The 6,618-nt window shown below is 43.0% G+C and carries 9 protein-coding genes and 1 pseudogene; 3 read left to right on the forward strand and 7 right to left on the reverse strand.

Going from position 1 to position 6,618, the window contains the following annotated elements; translation table 11 throughout:
* Positions 1-117: 117 nt before the first annotated feature.
* Complete coding sequence (gpr, locus tag JCM14374_RS09935; protein ID WP_242848951.1) at positions 118-1,077, reverse strand: GPR endopeptidase; 960 nt, start codon at positions 1,075-1,077, stop codon at positions 118-120.
* 262 nt (positions 1,078-1,339) lie between these two features.
* Between gpr and rsmD the strand changes: the two genes are divergently transcribed.
* A complete protein-coding gene (rsmD, locus tag JCM14374_RS09940; protein WP_278279267.1) occupies positions 1,340-1,930 on the forward strand; it encodes a 16S rRNA (guanine(966)-N(2))-methyltransferase RsmD in 591 nt (196 codons plus the stop codon).
* Positions 1,927-2,394 carry a hypothetical protein gene (locus JCM14374_RS09945; RefSeq protein WP_054696723.1) on the forward strand — a complete coding sequence of 156 codons (468 nt, stop codon included), beginning with the start codon at positions 1,927-1,929 and terminating at the stop codon, positions 2,392-2,394. The genes rsmD and JCM14374_RS09945 overlap by 4 nt, the downstream gene beginning before the upstream one ends.
* A 136-nt stretch (positions 2,395-2,530) precedes the next feature.
* Here the strand turns inward: JCM14374_RS09945 and JCM14374_RS13595 are convergent, their stop codons facing one another.
* Positions 2,531-2,848, reverse strand: coding sequence for a hypothetical protein (locus JCM14374_RS13595; protein WP_157049073.1), 318 nt, complete (start codon positions 2,846-2,848; stop codon positions 2,531-2,533).
* Positions 2,800-3,576, reverse strand: a complete 777-nt coding sequence (locus JCM14374_RS09950; protein WP_054696726.1) for a nucleoside recognition domain-containing protein — start codon at positions 3,574-3,576, stop codon at positions 2,800-2,802. The genes JCM14374_RS13595 and JCM14374_RS09950 overlap by 49 nt, the downstream gene beginning before the upstream one ends.
* A gap of 242 nt (positions 3,577-3,818) precedes the next feature.
* Between JCM14374_RS09950 and JCM14374_RS09955 the strand changes: the two genes are divergently transcribed.
* On the forward strand, positions 3,819-4,595 hold the full coding sequence (locus tag JCM14374_RS09955) for a patatin-like phospholipase family protein (protein ID WP_054696729.1): 777 nt from the start codon (positions 3,819-3,821) through the stop codon (positions 4,593-4,595).
* A 194-nt stretch (positions 4,596-4,789) separates the two neighbouring features.
* Here the strand turns inward: JCM14374_RS09955 and JCM14374_RS15800 are convergent, their stop codons facing one another.
* The 4 genes and pseudogenes from JCM14374_RS15800 to JCM14374_RS14085 form a co-directional block, all read right to left on the reverse strand.
* A complete protein-coding gene (locus JCM14374_RS15800; RefSeq protein WP_083454024.1) occupies positions 4,790-4,924 on the reverse strand; it encodes a cyclic lactone autoinducer peptide in 135 nt (44 codons plus the stop codon).
* A gap of 5 nt (positions 4,925-4,929) precedes the next feature.
* A pseudogene (locus tag JCM14374_RS09960) lies at positions 4,930-5,546 on the reverse strand (accessory gene regulator ArgB-like protein).
* On the reverse strand, positions 5,524-6,390 hold the full coding sequence (locus JCM14374_RS09965) for a sensor histidine kinase (protein WP_054696735.1): 867 nt from the start codon (positions 6,388-6,390) through the stop codon (positions 5,524-5,526). Before JCM14374_RS09965 ends, JCM14374_RS09960 begins: the two are co-directional and overlap by 23 nt.
* 1 nt (position 6,391) lies before the next feature.
* The coding region (locus JCM14374_RS14085) for a hypothetical protein (protein WP_054696738.1) at positions 6,392-6,618 on the reverse strand (227 nt) is incomplete at its 5' end.

Genomic DNA, 6,618 nt, shown 5'->3' on the forward strand with positions numbered 1-6,618 from the left:
TTAGCATCAATTAATGCTTATTTTAAAAGAAAATTAATTTTGATAAATCAAGTCCTTGGCAATTTTGTCTAACCAAGGACTAATAAATATTATCTCAAATGTTATAAATTATCACAATTAGGTAGCGTATAGTTCCAGTTGTTCCCGTTCGATACCGGGGAAAATCGATTTGGCTACGCCCATGGCAATAATGCGGGAAGTGTTTTCAATTATATCATCTACTTCTTTGGGCGTAACCGCCAGACTGCCGCCAAAAAAGGACAATACATCCTTAATTGAGCTTACAGAAGTAACCTCATTATAAATTGCTCCGGAATCTTCACAGAATTTTTTGATAGCTTGCCCGGCTATAACCGAAGCATTTACGATAGTGGGGCAGCCAATGGCGATAACCGGTATTCCCAGACCTTCTTGATTAAGGGTTTGCCTTTCGTTGCCGATGCCTGCGCCGGGTTGAATGCCGGTATTGCACATCTGAATGCTGGTGCCTATTCTTTCTACATTCTGTGCAGCCAGGGAATCTACGACTATTAGCAGGGCGGGCTGAACTTTTTCCACTATTCCCTTTATAACCTCAAATGTTTCCAGGCCGGTTATCCCCAGAACACCGGGAGCTATTCCGCAGCAAGGACGCATCCCTTCTACCAGGGCCTCAGGAGCATAATGGTGATAATGACGGGTGATTGGACTATATTCGATAAACTTCGGCCCTAGAGCGTCAGGGGTGGCGCGCCAGTTGCCCAATCCTACCAATAGAACGGTAGCATCAGGAGCTAAAGTAGTGCCGATTAAGAGCGGCATGGTTTTTTCCATGGCTTGAATGATTTCATCTTTAACGTAAGGATCATTGATTTTTAAAGGCGGTGACTCGATAGTAACATAAGTACCGATTGGCCTTCCCATCTTCTGTGCGCCGCTTTCGTCTTTAATGGTGATAGTGGTTATTTTAACCTGTTCCATTTTTTCCACCTGTTCTTCGACTCCGGGTATTTCTTGATTCGCAGCGCCCCGTACCAGATCGCGGGCTTCGATGGCCATATCCACATTGACACTAAATGCCTTAATTATCTCTTCCAAACCATAACCTCCTTTTAGTTTATTATCCGTATTCTGGCTTTGAATTATGCCGGAAGATAAAATAAAATGGCGACTCTTTAAAGTCGCCATTTTGGGGAGAGGAGAATTTTGTAAAGTTGTTGGGGAGGGTTTGTTACCAGATTTTTCTCTGGCACTTATATCTTTTCCCCCACAAGCGGATAATATACACAAATAATGAAAAAATTTTTGTGATAAAATTAATTAGCCGAAAAAAAGGTACAGTAGAATTTTCTGGCGAATTATAAAAGGAGAAAAACCAGTGCGTGTAATTTCTGGATCAGCGCGGGGAAAGCGATTAAAAGCGCCTCGGGGGATGAGCACCAGGCCCATTACCGATATGATTAAAGAAGCCCTCTTTAATGTTATAGGAGACCACATCAGAGGAGCGCACGTACTTGACCTTTTTGCCGGCAGCGGGAGTGTGGGTATTGAAGCCTTGAGCCGGGGAGCTCAAAAGGCTGTTTTTGTAGATAGCAGCAAAGAGGCCATCCAGGTTATAAAGGAAAACCTGAATAGCTGCGGTTTTTTAGGCAAATATGAAATATACCGCAATGATGTGTTTCGTGCCATAGAATTTATAAACAAAAACCAGGCGGTTTTTAATATTATTTTTATTGATCCGCCCTTTACCAATGACAAGATTATTTTACCGGTATTGGAGGCTGTTGATAATACACAGCTATTAAATATAAATGGAAGGCTTATTATTAGAACTCCGAAGAATTATGCCTTGCCTGCCAAACTGCAAAGAGCGGAGTTAATGCGAACCAGCCGCTATGGAGAGTCAACCTTGTATTATTACGGTTATAACGAGGAGGTTCGTTCGATATGATGGAGGTTTTCAGGATATTGGATGAAATCGAATACATGGTTAAGGAGAGCAAAAGGGTTCCATTATCCAATGGCAAAGTAATGATAGACAGTCATCGTTTCCTGGAAGAGATTGACCGGCTTAGGGCCCGTCTGCCGGGTGAAATGGAAACCGCTCGCTTGATTATCGCGGAGCGGGATAAAATTGTAAATGAGGCCTGCGCTGAAGCAGAGACTTTTGTGGAGCGTTCTCGGGATCATGCCGCCCGCCTGGTAGATGACAACGAAATTACTAAGAACGCCATGCAGGTTGGAGAAGAGATCGTGGCCCGTGCCGAGGAAATAGCCAGGGAAATCAGGCGGGACGCCAATGAATATGCCGATGGAATCCTCACCCATATGGAAATTGTATTGAAAAAGGGTTTGGAGGCTATAAGCCAAGGAAAGGATGATATTCGCCAGTCCTTGGATAAGGGGGATTATTAAATCCTCACGTTTTCTATTGAGTGCAGCGAAGCAATCTGCAGGATTTGCTGCTTCGCTGCGTTCATAATGATAAGAAGTAAACGGTCGCAATGACAATTCAGTTGTTACACCCTATTGATCAAATGCGTTGGTTGGATTAAGTACTTGAGCGCAGCCAGCTATATATCATTAGAAGAACCAGGCATATAGTTCCTGTTGCCAGGCATGACAGGGATATGCTCCAGGCATCAAAGGAATAGAGTATCTGGTGCATCGACAATGCACTCACCGCGAAGGCTTCTTTCCCCGCGAGGATTTTAAAAGTTATAACGGTTATACATATGGATAATAGGATTTGCCAAAGACGTGTTAACAAATAAAATGGGGCGCGAAAAGGCGTTCCTGCCATTACTCCGGTAATTTGCGCTATAATAGACAATCCGCTGAAAGCCAGTACCGAACTGGCAGCAGCCATTTTATACAATAAATCTCCCTGCGGCGCCAGGAAACCGCCCTGGTTCCCAGGCTTATTTCAAAGCAGCCAAAGCCCAGACCCATAGCAAGGGAATAAGGAAGATGAACCATATGCATTAAGCACATGAAACCCCTTGCAATCCAGTCCATAATTCCCCACCATAAAAGCATCCGGGTTAAAACAGAAAAAATAATAACAAAGCCTGCGATAGCTATAATGTTATTCAGGCTGTTTTTTATGGCTTCGGACAGCAGTTTCCCTGGACCGGCGTTTGCGGATGCATTTTGCATTTCACGCCAGGCCTGCCGGAGCAAAATATTATTATAATCCGATTTGGTTTTTTCCTGGCTGCGAAAGCGCAGGCAGATTCCAATTATCAAATTGGAAAGGTAATGGGCCACAGCCAGAATGTACCCCAATAAAGGAGAACCGAAAAGACCCGCCCCAACGGCTCCGATAATAAAGAGGGGACTGGAGTTGTTGGTAAAAGAAACCAGACGCTCAGCTTCTTCTCCAGTCAGCAGACCATCTTCGTAAAGCCTTCTGCTTAATATGGCCCCTACCGGGAAACCTGAAGTGAAGCCCATTACTATTACCAGGGAGCTGCAGCCCGGCAGTCTGAAAATAGGCCTCATCACCGGTTCCAGTACTGCCCCCATGAATTTAACCAATCCAGAAGCAACCAGAAGCTCGGCCACAATAAAAAATGGCAGGAGAGATGGAAGCAATACCGTATACCAGAGTGAGATTCCATCCGGGCGGCTTCCAGACTGGCCTGGGGATTTATTACCAAAAATACGGCTAGAATTATTATAATTACTATAAAGAAGCTATTTGAGTATTTATACATTGCCAACTAACCTCATAAAGTTATTTAAGTGCTAAACCGTTAGGTTTCAAATCATATATATGATAAACAGGGAGAAAAATAGACGGCAGGAATCTAACCCCTGAAGGGAGGCCGCTTAAGATGCCGGGTGACAGGAATAAAGTGGGACTGGCGCTGGGGGCCGGCAGTGCGCGCGGTTTGGCTCATATAGGCGTTATCCAGGTACTAATTGAAAATGATATTCCCATAGATTATATAGCCGGCAGCAGCATGGGCGCTATGGTAGGAGGCATTTACGCCTGCGGCAGTGACATATATATGCTGGGAAAAATGGCGGCTGCCTTGGACAGCCGTGTCTTTATGGATATTCAGGTGCCTAGGTTTGGATTTGTAGCGGGCAAAAGGATTAAAGGCCTGTTGGAACTGCTTACCAAGAAGAAAACCTTCTCAGAAGCCGATCCTTCCCTGGCGATTGTAGCTTCTGATCTGATGAGCGGACAGCGGGTGACACTTAAAGAAGGTTCTATAGCCGAAGCGATCCGGGCCAGTATTTCTGTACCCGGGGTATTTCGTCCGGTTCGTCAGGGGGAGATGGTGCTGGTGGACGGAGCGGTGACAGAACGTTTGCCGGTTCAGACCGCGCGGGCCATGGGGGCTGATGTGGTAATTGCGGTAGATGTAAGCTGCGGAGAAGGAAAGACTGTATCAATTAATAACACCATGGATGTAATCATGGCGGCTCTTGATATCATGATAAAACAGCAGTTCGACCTGACCAACGATAAGGGCGATATTTTAATACAACCGGATGTAAGCCGTTACGCCCCCAGGGATTTTGCCAAAACGAAAGAAATAATAGAACTGGGCCGCCAGGCGGCTGAAGCAAATATAAAGGCAATCAAGCGGTTAACCACCTAGTTTTGCTTCCCATTCATTATTATCGCAGGTCTAAATTTTTTTTCGGGATAACTAAATAGCATTACAAAAATATGACCAGGTCCGGAACTTTTATGGAAGGATTGGGGTGAAATCTATCCGTATCCGAACCAGGTCTAACGAGAAAGAATAAATAGTGTTGAGGAACTCTGACAAAATCATTTAATTATCAATCCTTAGCTTCTTAAACTTGCGGGGATATCGGGTTCGTATAAAAATACTACACATCTTGTTCCTATTCCGAAATGAGCAGCAGAGATTAAGATTAAAGCAAGATTAGACAGGCATAATAGACGCAACTTGTTTAACATTAGCTTCACCTCCCTTCCAGGATATATAATATTTTATCCAACCTGGCTGCAGCCAAGTAGCCAGCGGGAGTAATATTGAACAAGGCTATAAAAGCGCCAAAGATGAAAGCAAGGGCATATTGGTGGTATCCCCAAAATAACAAGAAGACTGTAACGGTCAACCAGATTGATAGAAATATAAAGGTCTCCATTTTTTGTTTACGGCGATCAGCGGGTTTATCAATAGGTTTTTTTCCGTTCCCGCCGGAACCCAGAAGATAATAGTGGTTAGGGCAAGGAGTATCATCAGACCGAAGAGCGCGATTATAACCTCAATAGGCATATAAAACGTAGATAGGTAGGCAAAGGTCAATTGAAGCACCAAACCCTTAATCACGCAGTGCATATATGTTTGCATATGAGCTCCTCCACCAGGAATACGAAAACCTGCAAAGGCTAGAAAAACCAACAAGGTATTAGTAAAAATACCGAAGAGTAAAGCAAAGAAAAAAAGGAACAGTATTTCAATCAGTCCACAAAGCAGGAGTTCAAAGGCATAGCTGTAAACTTCGATTTCGTCATTGTTGGCCTGCAGGCTTTGGCCAAGTTTATGCCCCAGCCTAACCGATAGAGCTTTTACCATGTTTAATTACCTCCTCAACTGGCAGGTAGATTATGAATGTGGTTATCTTGTCACTCTTCACATCTATAGCGCCCCCATAACTATCAACTATCTGACGAACGGCGTAGAGACCATAACCGCGACCAGGTGAACGTTTGGTAGTGAAACCAGGTTCAAACAGGCAAGCCTTGTATTTTGCTTTAATAATATCGCCGGAATTTTGCACGTATATCAAAAGCCAACCAGCTTCAATTTTTATTTCCAGGCTAACCTTTCGGGGATGGGATCCAATTAGTGCCGATTCAAGGGCATTATCCAAAAGGTTGCTAATAATACTGCAGATATCTCCCGTTCTAAATCTTGTGTAATTTAAATTACAAGCAATATTAAATTGAAAGTCTATTTCCCGCGATTCAGCTAACTTTTTACGGCTGGTTAATAAAGATTCCAGAGCCAGGCCGTGAACGACAGCGGTATCTTGCACGTGAGAAAAGCGGTCTACTATTCTGTCTGCATAAGTGCGGGCCTTGTCTGGATTGTTTAAATATAGCAAGGTATGGATAATTTTGATTGATTGGGTATATTCAAATCTTTCCTTATTAAGCACCGAAACCAGGTTATTAATCTCACTTACGTGTCCTTTAAGCAAATCAACTTCCATCTGAGTACGGTAATTTTTAAAAACTTGTTTAATAGATATGATAACCATTAAGCTTAACCCGCAGATGATAAAATTGCTGCAAATAAGAAAGGTTTTGAACTGGTTAACGTTATGATTGGTATAAAGATAAGTGTTTACGATACCAAGATATAGTGTTTGCAGGAACAATGTTAAGATTGTAAACCAGGGATTAGCTTTACTCATATTAAAAACTCCCTATATTTTCCCTTATAAAAAGCAACCTATATTTTTTAACCAAGATATATAAACTTACCATCAGCACCAACTCAGGGATAGAGTAAAATAAATACAACCAAGGTTTAATTGGAAAATCAAGGATAGTGGTATGCGTAGCCCAAAATAACAACGGTAAATATAAACCTTCCCATACGCTTACTATAGTTACACCTGCTACAATCGCAGCAGTAATCC

It is taken from the genome of Syntrophomonas palmitatica JCM 14374, from assembly GCF_001311885.1.
Taxonomy (GTDB): domain Bacteria; phylum Bacillota; class Syntrophomonadia; order Syntrophomonadales; family Syntrophomonadaceae; genus Syntrophomonas_A; species Syntrophomonas_A palmitatica.

Excerpts from the sequence above, each read along its gene's own strand:
- JCM14374_RS13595 (WP_157049073.1), bottom strand. The coding sequence starts at position 2,848 with ATGGCTGCTGCCAGTTCGGTACTGGCTTTCAGCGGATTGTCTATTATA.
- JCM14374_RS09955 (WP_054696729.1), top strand. The coding sequence starts at position 3,819 with ATGCCGGGTGACAGGAATAAAGTGGGACTGGCGCTGGGGGCCGGCAGT.
- JCM14374_RS09965 (WP_054696735.1), bottom strand. The coding sequence starts at position 6,390 with ATGAGTAAAGCTAATCCCTGGTTTACAATCTTAACATTGTTCCTGCAA.
- JCM14374_RS09945 (WP_054696723.1), top strand. The coding sequence starts at position 1,927 with ATGATGGAGGTTTTCAGGATATTGGATGAAATCGAATACATGGTTAAG.
- JCM14374_RS15800 (WP_083454024.1), bottom strand. The coding sequence starts at position 4,924 with ATGTTAAACAAGTTGCGTCTATTATGCCTGTCTAATCTTGCTTTAATC.